Below are 14810 nucleotides of genomic sequence, written 5' to 3'. Positions count from 1 at the left end.
CGTGTGAGGCGGGGGCGGATCGGATCGACCCGCCCCCGCGGATCGTCATCCGGCGACGTCGGCCCAGCCGTCGCTGAGCTGCGCGGCGAGCTGGTCGCGGTCGATCTGGTTCGCCAGGTACTGCTGGAACGCCGGCGTCGCGATCGTGTCCTTCCACTCGGTGTACTTCGACACCTTCAGGAACGGCGGACCTTCCAGGCCCTCGCCCGACGCGAGCACCTGCTTCCACGCGGCGTCGTCGCCGGCGAGCTCGGCGACCTGCGTGCGGGCGGCACCCGACGAGGGGATGAGCGCGTCGGCGTAGGCGATCTTCGCGAGGTTCTCGCCGTCCATGAAGAAGTTCAGGAACTCCGCCGACTCCTCCACGTGCTCCGAGTCGATGTTCACCGAGTACGTCTGCGGGTTCGCGGCCTGAATGGCGCCAGCCGATCCTTCGAGCGGCGGAAGCGCGACCCAGTTGAGGCCCTCGGGAGCATCCGCGGCGATGTTCGTCGCCTGGAACGAGCCCTGCACCGTCAGCGCGACCTTGCCGCCGTAGAACGACGGCAGCACGTCCGAGCCCGACTGCGTGAGCGAGGTCGGGTCGATCGACCGGTCGGTGTAGGCCATCTCGTGGATGCGCTCGGGCACGGCGAGCTCGTCGTCGCCCACCTCGATCGTCACATCGTCGCCCTCACCGTCGAAGTAGCCGCCGTCGAAGCCCATCGACAGACTCATCATCGTGGCGGTCGGAGATCCGAGACCCCAGCCCAGGCCGTAGTGGTCGGCCGTGGTCGTCGCTTTCGCGATCTCCTGGAGCTGATCCCACGTCATCGTGTCGCCCGTGGGCACCTCGACACCGGCCTCGGCCAGCAGATCGGCGTTCGCGAACGCCATGTACGACTGCAGGGTCGAGGGGTAGGCGACGATCTGACCGTCATGCGTCACCGACTCCCAGATGCCGTCGGAAATGTCCGACTTCAGCTCGGGATCGATCAGGTCGGTCAGGTCGGCGAGGTAGCCGTCGGCCGCGAACGACACGATCGAGCTCGCCTCGAAGTGGATGATGTCGGGCGCGGTGCCGCCCGAGAACTGGGTGATCAGCTTGTCGTAGGTGCCGTCCCAGCCGGCCTGGATGATCTTGACCTGGACGTCGTCGTGCTCGGCGTTCCAGGCGTCGACGATCTCGCTAATGGCCGCTTGGGTCGCGGGCTGGTCCGACAGCGACTGGAACTGGAGGGTGACGACGTCGCCGTCTCCCCCGCTGTTGTTCGCGCTGCCCTGCTGGCATCCTGCGAGCGCGACGGCTGCGATGCCCACGAATGCGACGGCGCCGATGCCGCGGATTCTTCTCATGGTGTGGCCTTTCTGGTTCTCGGGTGTCGTCGTCACGGGGAGGTCAGCCCTTGACGGCACCGGCGAGCATGCCGCCGGTGAGCTTCTTCTGCAGGATCCCGAAGATGATGAGCGACGGGATCGTGGCGAGGATGGCGCCGGCGGCCAGGGGCCCGAGCTGGGTCTGACCTTCCGCGCCGAGGAACGAGCGCAGCGCGATCGGCAGCGTGTACAGCTCCGGGCTCTGGATGAGCACGAGCGCGAGGAAGAACTCGTTCCAGGCCGAGACGAAGGTGAACATCGCCGTGGCGACCAGTCCCGGCACCAGCAGCGGCAGGATCACGGTGCGCAGGATGGTGAACCGGCCGGCGCCGTCCATCTCGGCCGCCTCTTCGAGCTCCGGCGGGATCGCCGCGACGTATCCCTGCAGCATCCACAGCGTGAACGGCATCGTGAAGGTGACGTAGACGAGGATGAGGCCGAAGAGGGTGTCGTTGAGCTGCAGGCTCCGCAGCACGAGGAACAGCGGGATGATGATGAGGATCGTCGGGAACACCTGGCTGACCAGGATCCACACCGTGCCGGCAGCGCGCAGCCGGCCCTTCAGCCGTGCCAGCGCGTACGCCATGGGCATCGACAGGAGCACGGCGACGACCATCGTGACGATCGAGACGAGCACCGAGTTGCCGGCTGCGGTGATGAGATTCTGCCGCTCGAGCGCGGCGATGTAGTTGCCGAAGTCCCATTGCTGCGGGATGAGGTTCACCGCGAGCGAGTTCAGCTCTCGCGTCGACTTGAACGACGCCGACAGCAGCCACAGCAGCGGAAAGCCCAGGAAGATCAGGTATCCCGCGAGCGCCAGGTACATCAGGACGGTCGCGTACAGGGGGCGCTTGGTGGTCACTTGCGGGCCCCCTTGTTCTGCCGGAACTGGTTGATCAGGTACAGCGACAGGATCACCAGGATCGCCACGACGAGGACGTTGCCCATCGCCGACGCGTACCCGATCTCGCGGTTGCGGAACGCCTCGAGGTAGGTGAACAGCGGCGGGATCATCGTGCGGCCGCCCGGGCCGCCCTCGGTCAGCACGTAGATGAGGCCGAACGAGTTGAACTGCCAGATGAAGTCGAGCGCGGTGACCGCGATGATCACGGGCCGCAGGGCGGGCAGCGTGACGTGCCAGAACCGGCGGGCGGCTCCCGCGCCATCGACGGCCGCGGCCTCGTGCTGCTCGGGGGCGATCGACTGCATGCCCGCGAGAAGCAGCACGGTCGTCTGCGGAATACCGGCCCAGACGCCGACGACGATGACGGCGGGCAGCGCGGTCGAGAAGTCGCCGAGCCAGTTCACACCCGGGATGCCGAGCCAGCCGAGCACGCCGTTGAGCGGGCCCGAGTTGGGGTTGTAGATCATGCGCCAGACGATCGCGATGACCACCGGCGGCATCGCCCAGGGGATGAGTGCGAGAACGCGGGTCAGGCCCTTCAGCCGCAGGTTGCTGTTGAGCAGCAGAGCAAGGCCCATCGCGCTCACCAGGGTGAGGAGGGCGACCGACCCCGCCCAGACGATGCCGATCCCGAACGACTGCCAGAACCGGCGATCACCGGCGAGCTCGATGAAGTTGTCGAGCCCGATGAACGAGATCTCCGCGTTGCGCGCGAGGGTGGCATCCGTGAATCCGAGGAGCACGCCGCTGACGAGCGGGATGACAGAGAAGATGATGATCGGCAGAAGCGCGGGGGCGACGAGGGCGATCGCCTCTTTGCGCTGAGCGCGGGCGCGCGGCCCGATCTGCCGGACGCGGGGTGGGCGCGAGGACGTCTTCGTCTCAGCGAGCGTGGTCATCCGTGTGCCTTCTCTTCGTCGATGGGCTCGGGGCGGCGGAGGGCCGCGGGGACGGATGCCGACGTCGAGCCGCGCACGACCAGCGCGGGAGGAACCGTGACGGTGCGGGCCGGCCGCGTGTCGTCGGCGATCCGGGCGAGGAGCATCTCGGCGGCGGCGCGACCGCGCTCCTTGGCGCCGAGGTCGACGCTCGTGAGCCCGGGGCGGACCACCTCGGCGAGCTCGGTGTTGTCGAGGCCGGTGACGGCGAGGTCGGCCGGGACCCGTAGGCCGAGGTCTTCGGCGGCACGCAATACTCCGACGCCGATCAGATCGTTCGCCGCGACCACGGCCGCCGGCCGGTCGGGCCGGTCGAGAAGCGGGAGCGCCGCGTCGTAGCCCGCGGCGATCGTGAAGTCGGCGGCGTCGACGTGCCGCGTCCGCAGGTCGTCGTACTGGCCCACCGCCGCGATGAAACCGTCGCGTCGCATGACACCGGGGGTGGTGTCGGTCGGGCCGTTGATGAACGCGATGTCGCGGCGCCCCTCGTCGACGAGGTGGTCGACGACGAGCCGCATCGCCGTCGGAGAGTCGGCGCGCACGGTGTCGAACTCGGCCGAATCGGGCAGGCGGCCAAGGACGACGAACGGGATCGGAGCGGCGGCGAGCGCGGTGAGCAGCTCCTCGGTGACGCGCAGCGGCGACAGGATCAGCCCGTCGACATAGCCCCGACCGAGGTCGCGGACGACATCCACCGAAGACGACGACGTGCCGGTCGACGACAGCAGCAGGCGGTATCCCGATGCCGAGACCACCTGTTCGACAGCAGCCATCATCTCGACGTAGACCGGGTTGCCGATGTCGGCGACGGCGAAGCCCAGCTGCAACGTGCGGCCCCGCTTGAGCGATTGCGCCGTGGCATCGGCCACGTAGCCGAGCTCTCGCGCAGCATCCCGGACCTTCGCCGCGGTCTCGGGACTCGCGACGAGTCCGTTCAGCGCTCGCGACGCACTCGCGACGGAGACGCCGGCGCGGGCGGCGACCTGCGTGATCGTGACGCGGACCATGGCTCTCCCTCGAGCGGTTGTAAACGTTTCCAACGCTGGACGTTGTAAACGTTCTCACCCCGACCCCGCCCCTGTCAACCCCAGTTCTCCGCTTCGCCCGTTCACCTCGCGCCGCGACCGGGAGGCTGGGTCAGCGCAGAATGCGGGCCATCAGCTTCTGCACCGTGCCGGTGAGGAACATGATGAACAGCCCGAGGTAGCCGACAGCCGGGAAGACGAGCGCGATCGCCAGCGCCACCAGGAACAGCAGGATCATCGAGAGATCGATCGACATCCCCAGGCGCAGATCGTCCCGTGTCGCGCTGTGCAGGTCCGGATGCCGCACCAGGTAGATCCGCGTCACGAGCAGCATCCCGCTCGTGACGACGAGCGTTCCGATGTAGAGCACCTTCTGCAGCGCGTCGTCGGCGACCTGGCCGGTGAGGGCGGTGACGACCGGCATCCAGACGATCGTGAGCATCCACGCGACCGTGATCCACATGAGCCCCGGGGTGATGCGGTGCACCGACACGAAGAGCCGGTGGTGCAGCATCCAGAACATCGCGATGAGCACGAAGCTGATGAGGAAGCTCTGCAGCTGATCGCGCTGATCGACGAGCCACTCCCACGTCGTGTGGTCGTGCCCCGCGCTCTCGCCGACGCTCTCCATGAGCGGCAGGATCAGCAACGTCATCGCGATCGCGACGACCGCATCGACGAACGCCTTCGTGCGCTCGGCGCTGAGTCCCCGGATGCCGGGCTCCGGCGCGACGTCATCGCTCATGCCGAGGATGCTAGCGCCCGGGTTCCGTGGTTCAGCGATCCCTGGTCGTCGAGAGCACCTACGGCCACGCGAAACAATGGGCGCATGGGAGCGGGAGACTTCGAACTGACGATGGGTGAGCTACGGGCGGTCGTCCGATTCGCCTCCGATCGCGCACAGGATCTGCTTCCCGAGTTCGAAGCGGTCAACCCCCAGGATTCACGGCCGCGCGAAGCGATCCGTGCGGCGCGCATGTTCACGGATGGCGCGCCACGGTCGAACCTGCAACGAACGGCCGCGTTCGCCTCGCATCGCGCAGCCAAGGACGCCTCGGAGGAGACCGCTCGACTTGCGGCGCTCGCATGCGGCGACGCTGCCGCGGCCGCCTACCTTCACCCGATCGCCAAGGCCTCGCAAGTCGGTCACATCCTCCGCGCGGCCGCATGCGTCGCGCTGGTCACCGAGCTGAGAACAGGAACTGCGGACGGCGCCACGGTTCGCGTTCTCGCCCATCGGGCGAATCCGCCCCTGCCCGAGATACTTCGTCGGTATCCGGTCGCGTCTCCGGGCACCTCCCGGATCTCGCAGCTCATGATTGATCTGGACTCGGCGATCCGAGCGCGGGACTAGTCCGGGGTGCCGCAACGATGTCATCAACTGCGGTGACCGGCACCAGCCCGAACGCCGCCAGCTCGGCGTCGTCGAGCATGCGCGACCGGATGATGAACCGCATCCCGGTCGGTCCCTCGACGCTGAAGCCGGCGCCGCGACCCGGCACGGCGTCGATCGTGATGTGCGTGTACTTCCAGTACTCGAACTGCGCGAGCGAGATGAACACCTCGATCGCGTCGTCGAGGCCGACGTCGAGATCCCCGAGCTTCACGTCGGCGGGGCCGGTCAGAAACATCCCGACCGGGTAGCACATGGGGGCGGAGCCGTCGCAGCATCCGCCCGACTGGTGGAACATCAACGGCCCGTGCTGGGCGGTGAGGTCGCGCAGCTGGGCCGCGGCGGCGTCGGTCACCGCGACCCTGCTGTACGTGTCGTTCGACATGGTGATGAGTGGATGCGGCTCAGAAGAAGCCCATCGCGCCTTCGGCGTACGACACGAGGAGGTTCTTCGTCTGCTGGTAGTGGTCGAGCATCTTGAGGTGGTTCTCGCGACCGATGCCCGACTGCTTGTATCCGCCGAAAGCGGCGTGCGCGGGGTACTGGTGATACGTGTTCGTCCACACGCGCCCGGCCTCGATCGCACGGCCGGCCCGGTAGGCGGTGTCACCCGAGCGGCTCCAGACGCCGGCGCCGAGTCCGTACAGGGTGTCGTTCGCGATGCCGATCGCGTCGTCGAAGTCGTCGAAGCTCGTCACCGAGACGACCGGCCCGAAGATCTCCTCCTGGAAGATGCGCATGTCGTTCGTGCCCTCGAAGACCGTAGGGGCCACGTAGTACCCGCCGCTCAGTTCGCCGCCGAGGTCGACCCGCTCGCCACCGGCGAGCAGCTTCGCTCCCCCGGCCTTGCCGATGTCGATGTACGACAGGATCTTCTCGAGCTGGTCGTTGGATGCCTGCGCACCGATCATCGTCGCCGGATCGAGCGGGTTGCCCTGGACGATCTTGCCGACGCGGTCGAGGCCGTCGCCGAGGAACGAGTCGTACACCGACCGCTGGATGAGCGCCCGCGACGGGCACGTGCACACCTCGCCCTGGTTGAGGGCGAAGAACGTGAAGCCCTCGAGGGCCTTGTCGTAGTAGTCGTCGCGCTCGCGCGCGACATCCTCGAAGAACACGTTGGCGCTCTTGCCACCCAGCTCGAGCGTGACGGGGATGAGGTTCTGCGAGGCGTACTGCATGATCAGGCGCCCCGTCGTCGTCTCGCCCGTGAACGCGACCTTGCGGATGCGGCGGTGCTGCGCGAGCGGCGCGCCCGCCTCGATACCGAATCCGTTGACGATGTTCACGACGCCGGCGGGCAGCAGGTCGCCGATCAGCTCGAACAGAAACAGGATCGACGCGGGTGTCTGCTCGGCGGGCTTCAGCACGACGCAGTTGCCGGCGGCGAGCGCGGGCGCGAGCTTCCACGTCGCCATGAGGATCGGGAAGTTCCACGGGATGATCTGCCCGACGACACCGAGCGGCTCGTGGAAGTGGTACGCGACGGTGTCTTCGTCGATCTGGCTGAGCGAGCCCTCCTGGGCGCGCAGGACGCCGGCGAAGTAGCGGAAGTGGTCGATCGCGAGCGGGATGTCGGCGGCGAGCGTCTCGCGCACGGGCTTGCCGTTCTCCCACGTCTCGGCCACCGCGATCTTCTCGAGGTGCTGTTCCATGCGGTCGGCGATTCTGTTGAGGATCACAGCGCGCTCGGCCGGCGTGGTCTTCTTCCACGACGCGAACGCCTGCCAGGCGACGTCGACGGCGCGGTCGATGTCTTCGACGGTGCCTCGACCCACCTCGCAGAACGGCTTTCCGGTGACGGGCGTGATGTTCTCGAAGTACTGCCCCTTGACGGGTTCGACGAACTCGCCGCCGATGTAGTGCCCGTAGCGGGCGCGGTACTCTGCAACGGCTCCGCGCTGACCGGGAGCGGCGTAGACGCTCGAGACGCCCTCTTCGACGATGGTCATGTCATCTCCTCGACTCCCCGCAGCGCCGATGCTGCGGTGGTGCCGGGCACGCTACGCCCCGCTACGTTGCAACGCGTTGCACGGCTCGGCGGGGAGGATGCCGCGCACTAGCGCTACGCGAATTGTGAGCGCTAACATTCGAGCGTCGTCAGTGCTGACGGCCATGCAACGACGCATACGAGAGGTTCCCCCGTGCCCGCATCCGCTCGCCCGGCGCCCTGGCGCCGACACCATCCCTGGACGCTCGCCGTCCCGATCGTCGCCGCACTCGTCGCCGCGCCGCTCATCGTCCCCGCCGCAGCTCAGGCAGTTGGCCCACTCCAGCATTCCGGGCAGGTCGCGCTCGTCGACACCCCCGACGGTCAGGCCGCGCAGGCGGCGCTCGACGCGCTAACCGTCACGAACATCGACGACGTGCGCGGCAACCTCACGCTGCCGACGACCTCGCAGGGACTCGACGTGTCGTGGTCGTCCGCCGACACCAGCGTCATCACCGCTGACGGCCTGGTCACCCGGCCGGCTGAAAACACCACCGTCGCGCTGACGGCATCCGTCACGAAGGGCGCGACGACGCTCACCCGCTCCTTCCCGGCCGCGGTGCGCAAGGCCGCGAACATCGGAGCCTTCGAGGGCTACACGTTCGCCTACTTCACGGGAAACTCCGTCGCGGGCGAGAACATCTACTTCGCCGCCAGCAACGGCAACGACGCGCTGTCGTGGACCGAGCTCAACGGCGGCGAGCCGACGCTCACCTCCACGGAAGGCGAGAGGGGTCTGCGCGACCCGTTCCTCATCCGCTCGCCCGAGGGCGACACGTTCTACCTCATCGCCACCGACCTCTCCATCGGCCGCAACGGCGACTGGGGTCGAGCACAGACGCAGGGTTCGAAGTACCTCGAGGTGTGGGAATCGCATGACCTCGTCACCTGGAGCGAGCAGCGCCACGTCCGCGTCGCCCCCGACAACGCGGGCAACACATGGGCGCCCGAGGCCTATTACGACGAGGCACTCGGCGAGTACGTGGTGTTCTGGGCATCGTCGCTCTTCGGCGAGGACGACCCGAACCACACGGGCAGCTTCTACCAGACCATGATGTACGCGACGACGCGCGACTTCACGACGTTCAGCGAGCCGAAGGTCTGGCAGGACTTCGGAGCATCGCGCATCGATTCCACGGTCCTCAAGGACAACGGCACCTACTACCGATTCACGAAGGATGAAGCCAGCACGACCGGATGCCGCGACATCATCCAGGAGTCCTCGACCAGCCTGACCGCCGTCGATGACCGAAGCGATCCCAGCTGGAACGCAGCCGACCCCGCCTGGAAGCTGATCGACAGCTGCATCGGTCGCGATGCCGGACTCGGCGCCGTCGAAGGCCCCACCATCTTCGCGGCGAACCCCGGCGACACCTCCGGGTCGAACTACTACCTCTTCGTCGACGAATACGGCGGACGCGGCTACATCCCCCTGGGAACGGATGACCTCGACGCGCCGGACTGGCAGGTGCCCGCGAGCTACCGCCTGCCCGCGAGCCCGCGCCATGGCACAGTGATGCCGGTGACCGCGGCCGAACTCGAAGCGCTGCGCGCCAACCTGCCGCAGCCCCTCGCGGCGAACGAGAAGGGCGAGCTGCTGCGCTACGACTTCACGGATGACGCGGGCGCGGTGCTTCACGACCGTTCCGGCGCCGGGCGTGACGCCCAGGTACGCGGCGGTGCGACGTTCACCGACGGCGCGCTCACCTTCGACGGCACCGACGACTACGTCGACCTGCCCGACAACGTCCTCGTCGGCGTCGACGACATCACGGTCGAGGCCGAGCTGCGGATCGACCCGGCCCAGCGCACCCCGTACTTCCTCTACGGTTTCGGCAACACCGGCGCTGACGGTGCCGGCAACGGCTACCTGTTCTCGACCGGCGACCAGTACCGCGCGGCACTGACCACCGGCAACTGGAGCGGCGAGCAGAACGTCACCTCGGGTGCGGCGCTTCCCCGCGACCGCTGGGTGCACCTCACCTACACCCTGACCGGGAACACGGCACGGCTGTACCTCGACGGTCAGCAGGTCGCCGAGAACACGAACGTGACGGTGCGCCCCAGTGACATCGGCGGCGGCAGCACGCTGGCGAACTACCTGGGCAAGTCGGTCTACAACGCCGACAACCTGTTACGCGGTCAGATGCGCGAGTTCGCGCTGTACAACCGCGCGTTGACCCCCAAAGAGATTGTGCAGAACTCCGGCAACTCCAGCGCGCTCGGTGCCGTGAGCCTGCAGGATGCCGGTGCCCTCAAGGTCGCGCCGATCGTCGACACCGACGCCGGCACGGTCCTGTTCCCGGTAAAGCGCGGCACGGATCTGACGCAGTTGCGCCCGGTCTTCACGACGGCATCCGGCACCACCGCCACGCCCGCGTCGGGCACGGTCCGCGACCTGAGCAAGCCTGCCACCGTCACGCTCACGACCCCCGGACAGCCCGACGCCGTCTGGACGCTCGAGGCTGTGGAGATGAAGAGTCCGGTGCTGCCGGGTCTGTACGCCGATCCGAACATCGCCGTGTTCGGTGACACCTATTACATCTACGCGACCACCGACGGCACCCCCGGCTGGGGCGGCAACACGTTCTACGTCTGGACGTCGAAGAACCTGATCGACTGGACGCGGTCAGACGAGCCCATCCTGACGCTGGACGGCGCGAACGGGAACGTTCCGTGGGCCACCGGCAACGCGTGGGCTCCGACGATCATCGAGAAGGGCGGGAAGTACTACTTCTACTTCAGCGGGCATGAGCCGAACGCGAACCGCAAGATGATCGGCGTCGCCGTCGCCGACAGTCCCGAAGGACCGTTCACCGCACAGGCGGAGCCGATGATCACCAACGACGAGGCCGTCAACAGCGGTCAGGCGATCGACCCGGCGGCGTTCACCGACCCCGAGACCGGGAAGTCGTACCTCTTCTGGGGCAACGGACGACCCGTCTACGGCGAGCTGTCCGACGACATGCTGAGCGTCGAGAACGGGACGATCACGCCGATCGACGGACTGGTCGACTTCCGTGAGGGACTCTTCCTGAACTACCGCGACGGGACGTACCACCTGACGTACTCGATCGACGACACCGGTTCGGAGAACTACCGCGTCGGTTACGCGACGTCGACCAGCATCGACGGACCGTGGACCTACCGGGGCCTCCTGTTGCAGAAGGACCCGTCGCAGGGGATCCTCGGCACTGGTCACAGCTCGATCATCAACGTCCCCGGCACGGACGAGTGGTACATCGCGTACCACCGGTTCGCCATCCCCGGCGGCAACGGCACCAACCGCGAGACGACGATCGATCGCCTCGAGATCGGCGAGGACGGGCTGTTCCAGACCGTGACGCCGACGCTCGCGAGCGTCGACCCGCGCGAGGTGCCCGGTACGACCGAGCCCAACCCGACGGAGCCTAACCCGACCGAGCCCAACCCGACCGAGCCCGGCACCGCGGCCCCGGTCGTGTCGGTCTCGGCCACGACGGTCGAGCGCGGACAGGCCGTGCGGGTGACGGTCACCGGTCTCGAGGCCCGCGAGCAGGTCACCGCCGAGCTGCGGAGCGACCCGATCCGGGTGTCGGGCATCCCGGCCGCCGATGCGAACGGGCGCGTCGCGTTCGACGTCCGCATCCCCGCCGATCTGGCCACGGGCGCCCACACGATCGTGGTCTTCGGTGCCGACGGTCAGGTGATCGGCAGTGCGACGATCACCGTGGTCGCCTCCGGGCAGCTCGCCGTCACCGGCGCTCAGGCGCCGCTCGGTGGCGCGCTGCTGGCTGCGCTCCTGCTCGTCGCGGGAGGCGTGCTGTGGTCGGTTCGGCCCGCACGCCGGCCAAGCGCCGCCTGACACCGGAGCCCACCGACGCCAACGGGCGGCGGCCTTCTCCAGAAGGTCGCCGCCCGTTTCGATCGCGCTCAGTGCCGGTTGCGTCGCGTGACGAATCCCTCGGCCTGCTTCGATTCGTGGGCCACGCGGACGCCGTAGCGATAGGCGAGCTTGCCCCCGAGCCATCCCGACGCGCTGAGGGTCAGCAGGCTCACGGCGCTGAAGATGACGCCCGCGATGGGGATGTCGTCGGTCGACGTCCGCAGGAAGAGCTGGAACAGGTAGGCGCCGCACACCACGAAGTTCAGCCCCATGTGGATCGTGGCGGTGCTCGACGAGCGCGTCCGATCGGGGATGCGGAGGTAGTCGAAGATGCCCAGCACGATAGCCACGACGCTGCCGACCAGCCCGATCCCGATCAGGACGCGCGAACCCACGGCGTACGGGGTCGGGTCGGCGACGATCAGGCCGATGATGTCGAAGACGAAACTCGCGATCCACGCCCCGATCGGGATCGTGACGGCGATCGGGTGGAACGGGTGTCCGTAGGGGCCGGCGAGGGGGTTCGCGGGCCGCTTGTCGGGACGGGTGTCCAGGTCGGTCATGATCTCTCCTCGGTCAGGGCAGCGGTTCCAGGCCCTCGGCCTGGGTCGTCTCGGTCGCGACGCGGACGCCGTAGGTGTGGGCGAGCTTCCCGCCCAGCCACCCCGACACCGAAAGAAGGGCGAGTCCACCGAAACTCGCGATCATCGCCAGGGTCGGCACGGTCTCCTCGTCGACGCGAAGCGCGAGGCTTCCTGCGAACACCGTCATCGCGATGAGGTTGAGGATCATGTGGGTCAGCCCCGTCGCCCGCGCAGGGGTGCCCTTCGGGATGCTGCTCCAGTCGATCAGCCCCAGCACCGACGCGACGACGGCGCCCAGAAGACCGATCGCGATGAGGATGCGGGCGCCGAGGGCGAAGACGGCGGCATCCGGACTCATGACGGCGATGACGTCGAAGACGGATGCCGACACCCAGGCGCCGATCGGCAGGATGATCGCGATCGCGTGGAAGGGGTGCCCGTAGGGCCCCGCGATCAGCGACCGCGGATACTTCGCACGCGTCAGGGGTGCGGTGTCGACCATGGCGTCTCCTCTCGTCCGACGCCCCGACCGTACGGGTTCCCCGGGGTACGACACGTACCGGGTTGACAAGCCCGGCGCGCGACCTCTACGGGCGGCCGCGCAGGGCCCGCTCGACAGCATCCAGCAGCGAGCGGTACCTCGGTGACGAGGCGAGATCATCGAGCAGCACGGCTCTGCCGTCGGCATCCGCCAGCGGAACCTGCCAGTTCGGGTACTCGTCGTCGGTGCCGGGCTGATTCTGCACGCGCTTCTCGCCGACGGCATCGACGAGCGAGACGCCCAGCAAGCGCGATGGCGATGCGGCGAGGAAGACGTGCAGAGCCTCGACGACCTCCTGCTGGCTCGCGCCGTCGGAGATCAGCCCGCGAGAGCGCAGCTCCGCCAGCATCCGGTCGCGCTCGCGCTCGAAATCGGCGAGCTCGTCGTCGACCGACCTGGTCAGCAGGCCGAGCCGGGCGCGCAGGGCGACGTGCTCGCCGTCGAGGTAGCCGGCCGTCGGCGGCAGGTCGTGCGTGTTGACGGTCGCGAGCAGGTCGGTACGGTAACGCTCGGGAGGCAGCGGTCCCCCGTCGTCGTCGCTCTCGAACCACAGGACCGAGGTGCCGAGGATGCCGCGCTCGGCGAGATAATCGCGCACCCACGGCTCCACGAGGCCGAGGTCTTCGCCGATGATCACCGCACGGGCTCGCTGGGCTTCGAGAGCCAGCACGCCGATCATGGCCTCGTGGTCATAGCGAACGTACGTGCCTTCGCCCGGCCCGAGCCCCTCTGGAATCCACCACAAGCGGAAGAATCCGAGGATGTGATCGATCCGCAGGGCGCCCGCGTGCCGCAGCAGCGACCGGAGCATGTCACGCAGCGGCGCGTAGGCATGCTCGGCGAGGGCACGCGGCAGCCACGGTGGCTGATTCCAGTTCTGGCCCTGCTGGTTGTACATGTCGGGAGGTGCGCCCACCACGACGCCCGGCGCGTACAGATCACGGAGCGACCACGCGTCCGACCCGGTCGTCGAGACGCCGACGGCAAGGTCGTGCATGATGCCGATCCGCATTCCGGCGGCAGCCGCGGCGGCAGCCGCGTCGCCGAGCTGCTCGTCGACGATCCACTGCAGCCACACGTGGAACGCGATGCGCTCAGCCAGCTGTTCCCGCAGCGCACCCACCGCGGGGTCATCGATTGCGATTCCGTCCGGGAGCCGGTCGCCCGTTTCCGTTTCGTGCTCGCGCAGCGCGCACCACAGGGCGAAGTCGGCGAGTGCCGACCCCTCCCGCCGCGCGAAGGCGTCACGCTGCGCGCGTCGGGCGGGAGAGAGCTCGACGTCATGAACGAGCGCGAGCGCCTCTCGTTTCGCGCTCCAGACCGCATCCCGATCGATGCGCTCCGCGTCCGTGTTGGTGGCGGCTGCGTCCCGCTGCAGCCGGTGGAAGCGATCGAGACCGGACTCGGAGAGGTATGCCGCTTCCGGAATGAGCTCCGGGCGGACGTACAGCGGCGCGAGGAATCGGCGCGACGACGGCAGGTAGGGCGACGGCTCGACAGGCGTCGTGACCTCCGCGGCGTGCACCGGGTTGATCAGCAGATAGTCGGCGCCCGACTCCCCCGCGATCGCAGCGAGGTCGGCGAGGTCCGCGAAATCGCCCATCCCCCACGATCGCCGCGACCGCACCGAGTACAGCTGCGCCATGAGTCCCCACGAGCGCTGGCCCGGTTCGGCGGGTGGCGGTGTGAGGCGTTCCGGCGTGACGATCAGCGCCCCACTGTCGTGCACATCGCCTTCCCCGCCGTACTGGCGCACCTGGACCGTGTGCCATCCCAGCGGGACATCCTCGGGCACGGGCACGCGCACCCGCCAGCGCGTCCGGCCGTCGACCGTGCGCGCGACCGGCTGCTGAGCGGGTATCGAAAGGGGACGCACCGAGCCGTCTTCCAGCACGATGGCCACCTCGACGTCATTGCCGTCGGCGACATGCAGCTCGATCGTCCCACCACCCCGGCGCACGACGGTCGAGGCGGGTACGAGCCGCCGCCAGGGTTCGGCTATCGACTCGGCGAGCGCCTGCTCGGCTGCCGCGTCGTCATCCGCGACCACACCCATGGCCGCCAGCACCGCACGGAGGGTGGTGGCGGGCACATCGACATGCTCGCCCGAGAAGGACGAGTATTCGGTGGCTATGCCGTATGCCCTGGCGAGCGAGACGAGAGCCGGCGTCGGGGCGTCGTCGGGGGTCGCATCGGTCATCGTCTTCTCCTCTT

The 14810-nt window shown here is 68.3% G+C and carries 12 protein-coding genes; 2 read left to right on the top strand and 10 right to left on the bottom strand.

The annotated features are described in order from the left end of the window. Positions 1–45: 45 nt before the first annotated feature. The 5 genes from ABIC53_RS12865 to ABIC53_RS12845 form a co-directional block, all read right to left on the bottom strand. The gene (locus tag ABIC53_RS12865) at positions 46–1335 is read right to left on the bottom strand and encodes an ABC transporter substrate-binding protein (protein WP_354451757.1); all 1290 of its coding nucleotides are present in this window, start codon (positions 1333–1335) and stop codon (positions 46–48) included. A gap of 43 nt (positions 1336–1378) precedes the next feature. Next, positions 1379–2218: a carbohydrate ABC transporter permease gene (locus ABIC53_RS12860; RefSeq protein ID WP_354451755.1), complete on the bottom strand. Its 840-nt coding sequence runs from the start codon at positions 2216–2218 to the stop codon at positions 1379–1381. Next, on the bottom strand, positions 2215–3159 hold the full coding sequence (locus ABIC53_RS12855; protein ID WP_112615437.1) for a carbohydrate ABC transporter permease: 945 nt from the start codon (positions 3157–3159) through the stop codon (positions 2215–2217). The genes ABIC53_RS12860 and ABIC53_RS12855 overlap by 4 nt, the downstream gene beginning before the upstream one ends. Further along, positions 3156–4205 carry a LacI family DNA-binding transcriptional regulator gene (locus tag ABIC53_RS12850; protein ID WP_354451753.1) on the bottom strand — a complete coding sequence of 350 codons (1050 nt, stop codon included), beginning with the start codon at positions 4203–4205 and terminating at the stop codon, positions 3156–3158. Before ABIC53_RS12850 ends, ABIC53_RS12855 begins: the two co-directional genes overlap by 4 nt. A 130-nt stretch (positions 4206–4335) precedes the next feature. After that, a complete protein-coding gene (locus ABIC53_RS12845; protein ID WP_354451751.1) occupies positions 4336–4968 on the bottom strand; it encodes a TMEM175 family protein in 633 nt (210 codons plus the stop codon). Between the two features lie 84 nt (positions 4969–5052). Between ABIC53_RS12845 and ABIC53_RS12840 the strand changes: the two genes are divergently transcribed. Further along, on the top strand, positions 5053–5577 hold the full coding sequence (locus tag ABIC53_RS12840; protein WP_354451749.1) for a putative immunity protein: 525 nt from the start codon (positions 5053–5055) through the stop codon (positions 5575–5577). Here ABIC53_RS12840 and ABIC53_RS12835 read toward each other — a convergent pair. Together ABIC53_RS12835 and exaC are read right to left on the bottom strand one after the other, a co-directional pair. Further along, complete coding sequence (locus tag ABIC53_RS12835; RefSeq protein ID WP_323986920.1) at positions 5537–6001, bottom strand: DUF779 domain-containing protein; 465 nt, start codon at positions 5999–6001, stop codon at positions 5537–5539. The genes ABIC53_RS12840 and ABIC53_RS12835 overlap by 41 nt on opposite strands. A gap of 19 nt (positions 6002–6020) precedes the next feature. Next, positions 6021–7568, bottom strand: a complete 1548-nt coding sequence (gene exaC / locus ABIC53_RS12830; protein WP_112615445.1) for an acetaldehyde dehydrogenase ExaC — start codon at positions 7566–7568, stop codon at positions 6021–6023. Between the two features lie 192 nt (positions 7569–7760). On the opposite strand from exaC, the gene ABIC53_RS12825 reads away from it, so the two are divergent. Then, complete coding sequence (locus tag ABIC53_RS12825; protein WP_354451746.1) at positions 7761–11450, top strand: family 43 glycosylhydrolase; 3690 nt, start codon at positions 7761–7763, stop codon at positions 11448–11450. A 68-nt stretch (positions 11451–11518) separates the two neighbouring features. On the opposite strand, the gene ABIC53_RS12820 is transcribed toward ABIC53_RS12825, so the two are convergent. The 3 genes from ABIC53_RS12820 to malQ all read right to left on the bottom strand — a co-directional run bounded on the left by ABIC53_RS12820 (position 11519) and on the right by malQ (position 14796). Next, on the bottom strand, positions 11519–12034 hold the full coding sequence (locus ABIC53_RS12820; RefSeq protein ID WP_114587537.1) for a DUF2231 domain-containing protein: 516 nt from the start codon (positions 12032–12034) through the stop codon (positions 11519–11521). A gap of 13 nt (positions 12035–12047) precedes the next feature. Continuing rightward, complete coding sequence (locus ABIC53_RS12815) at positions 12048–12557, bottom strand: DUF2231 domain-containing protein (RefSeq protein WP_354451744.1); 510 nt, start codon at positions 12555–12557, stop codon at positions 12048–12050. An 85-nt stretch (positions 12558–12642) separates the two neighbouring features. Beyond that, entirely contained in the window at positions 12643–14796 is a 2154-nt protein-coding gene (gene malQ / locus ABIC53_RS12810; RefSeq protein ID WP_354451742.1) for a 4-alpha-glucanotransferase, read from the bottom strand. Between the last annotated feature and the right edge of the window lie 14 nt (positions 14797–14810).

Source organism: Microbacterium sp. 1262 (assembly GCF_040544895.1).
GTDB classification, from domain to species: Bacteria; Actinomycetota; Actinomycetes; order Actinomycetales; family Microbacteriaceae; genus Microbacterium; species Microbacterium plantarum.
Note: the sequence above shows the minus strand (reverse complement) of the source record. Positions and strands in the feature narration are given on the sequence as shown.

Coding starts and splice junctions, on each gene's coding strand:
- ABIC53_RS12865 (WP_354451757.1), bottom strand. CDS start 1,335: ATGAGAAGAATCCGCGGCATCGGCGCCGTCGCATTCGTGGGCATCGCA.
- ABIC53_RS12855 (WP_112615437.1), bottom strand. CDS start 3,159: ATGACCACGCTCGCTGAGACGAAGACGTCCTCGCGCCCACCCCGCGTC.
- ABIC53_RS12850 (WP_354451753.1), bottom strand. CDS start 4,205: ATGGTCCGCGTCACGATCACGCAGGTCGCCGCCCGCGCCGGCGTCTCC.
- ABIC53_RS12845 (WP_354451751.1), bottom strand. CDS start 4,968: ATGAGCGATGACGTCGCGCCGGAGCCCGGCATCCGGGGACTCAGCGCC.
- ABIC53_RS12840 (WP_354451749.1), top strand. CDS start 5,053: ATGGGAGCGGGAGACTTCGAACTGACGATGGGTGAGCTACGGGCGGTC.
- ABIC53_RS12835 (WP_323986920.1), bottom strand. CDS start 6,001: ATGTCGAACGACACGTACAGCAGGGTCGCGGTGACCGACGCCGCCGCG.
- exaC (WP_112615445.1), bottom strand. CDS start 7,568: ATGACCATCGTCGAAGAGGGCGTCTCGAGCGTCTACGCCGCTCCCGGT.
- ABIC53_RS12820 (WP_114587537.1), bottom strand. CDS start 12,034: ATGACCGACCTGGACACCCGTCCCGACAAGCGGCCCGCGAACCCCCTC.
- ABIC53_RS12815 (WP_354451744.1), bottom strand. CDS start 12,557: ATGGTCGACACCGCACCCCTGACGCGTGCGAAGTATCCGCGGTCGCTG.
- malQ (WP_354451742.1), bottom strand. CDS start 14,796: ATGACCGATGCGACCCCCGACGACGCCCCGACGCCGGCTCTCGTCTCG.